The organism is Desulfonatronospira sp. MSAO_Bac3, from assembly GCF_003838035.1.
Classification (GTDB): Bacteria; Desulfobacterota; Desulfovibrionia; order Desulfovibrionales; family Desulfonatronovibrionaceae; genus Desulfonatronospira; species Desulfonatronospira thiodismutans.
The window spans coordinates 1-1,435 of sequence record NZ_QYZY01000038.1; the positions used below are offsets into that span (position 1 = coordinate 1).

The window sequence follows — 1,435 nt, forward strand, 5'->3', positions numbered from 1 at the left end:
GGGACTGGCTCTTCCGGGACCCACTTGTCCCAAAAAATGAGATATTTTAAGCACAAAATGATGCTCAAGTGGGTCCCGGAGTGCCTGTCCCCTGCTTTCCTTAAAAGCGCTAAACAGATACCATACAGGGCTTCTACCGGTCCCGATTCAGCACTCACTTTTGGCAATTAAGAAATACCAGAAAAAATAGTATTCAAAAGTTAGTGATGGAATAAGAAGAGGGCCCAGGGGGTGGTTGTATGAAGTCTTTTTCTTTTTTAAAATTTGCCTCGAAGGGTCCTCTTTTTCCGTGCAGGGTATTGGAAAAAGCCTGGTTACTAAAATAAGCAAAAGGTTGGTTTTTTATGACATATCTGATTGCCAGCAACGTGGTTGTATGGTTGGGCATCGGGGGGTACTTGTTCTTTCTGGCCATGGGTCAGAAGAAGCTTGAGAAAAAGATAAGGCAGCTGGAGGTGATGCACCATGAGTAGCGGCCTTTTATCATCCATAAGTATTCGAAGGGCAGTGGTTGCCTTCGCCATGCTGGGGCTGGCCGTCATTTTTCTGTCCTCCATCTGGTACAGGATCGATTCACCCTCACTTGTTGAAGAGACACAGACCCGCCAGGCTGATCAGCAGATGATGGCGCGTATAGCCGGGCTCATGCAGGAGGTGGAGCAAAACCCGGAAAATGTGGAGGCCATAACCGAGCTGGCCGGCTTTTTTATGCAGAACCAGGACTGGGATAAGGCTCTTTCATTCTGGAGAAGGGCTTTGAGTGTGGATCCAGACAACCAGCTGGCCCTGAACCAGGCAGGGTTTACTCTTTTTCAGATGCAGCAGCATGAAGAAGCCAGGGAGAAGTTTGAGAGGCTTCTTGAACTAAACCCCGAAAACCACCAGGGCCACTTCAACCTGGCCATCATTTACAAGTACTATCTTGATGAACAGGAAAAGGCCCGGGAACATCTGGAAAAAATTCTTGAAATAGATCCTGACCACCCGGAGCTACTGGAAAGAGTACGCCAGGAACTGGAAACACCTGCTCCCGGCGAAGGAATATGACAGGTACTTCCTTTGCTGTCCCGGGATTTTCCGGCTAGGGGGCCGTGCTTTGGCGTTTGACATAGACAGGAGATTACCGGTAACAGGAATAAATTTTTCGAGATACTAGGGCAGTCTTTACAAACTTACTGGAGGGGTCATGGAAAAGATATGGGGCCAGGGATTAACCTTTGATGATGTTTTGCTGGTGCCGGATTATTCCGAGGTCCTGCCGGAAGAAACCAGCCTCAAGACCCGGCTTACCCCCAAGATAGAACTCAATATCCCTTTGCTCAGCGCAGCCATGGATACTGTAACCGAAGCCGAGATGGCCATCTCCATGGCTCGTTCCGGCGGAGTGGGAGTGGTGCATAAGAACATGAGCATCGAGGAGCAGCGCCAGGAGGTA

Annotated in this window: 3 protein-coding genes; all 3 read left to right on the forward strand. The window is 49.3% G+C overall.

What is annotated here, in order from left to right:
* The first annotated feature begins 344 nt into the window (after positions 1-344).
* A complete protein-coding gene (locus D5S03_RS01285; protein WP_008870371.1) occupies positions 345-473 on the forward strand; it encodes a CcmD family protein in 129 nt (42 codons plus the stop codon).
* Complete coding sequence (locus D5S03_RS01290) at positions 466-1,047, forward strand: tetratricopeptide repeat protein (RefSeq protein ID WP_287042445.1); 582 nt, start codon at positions 466-468, stop codon at positions 1,045-1,047. The genes D5S03_RS01285 and D5S03_RS01290 overlap by 8 nt, the downstream gene beginning before the upstream one ends.
* Positions 1,048-1,186: 139 nt before the next feature.
* Positions 1,187-1,435: IMP dehydrogenase (locus D5S03_RS01295; RefSeq protein ID WP_287042446.1), on the forward strand; the 249-nt coding region annotated here is incomplete at its 3' end.

Bases quoted from the DNA above. Each gene is read 5' to 3' on its own strand.
- D5S03_RS01285 (WP_008870371.1), top strand. From the start codon at position 345: ATGACATATCTGATTGCCAGCAACGTGGTTGTATGGTTGGGCATCGGG.
- D5S03_RS01290 (WP_287042445.1), top strand. From the start codon at position 466: ATGAGTAGCGGCCTTTTATCATCCATAAGTATTCGAAGGGCAGTGGTT.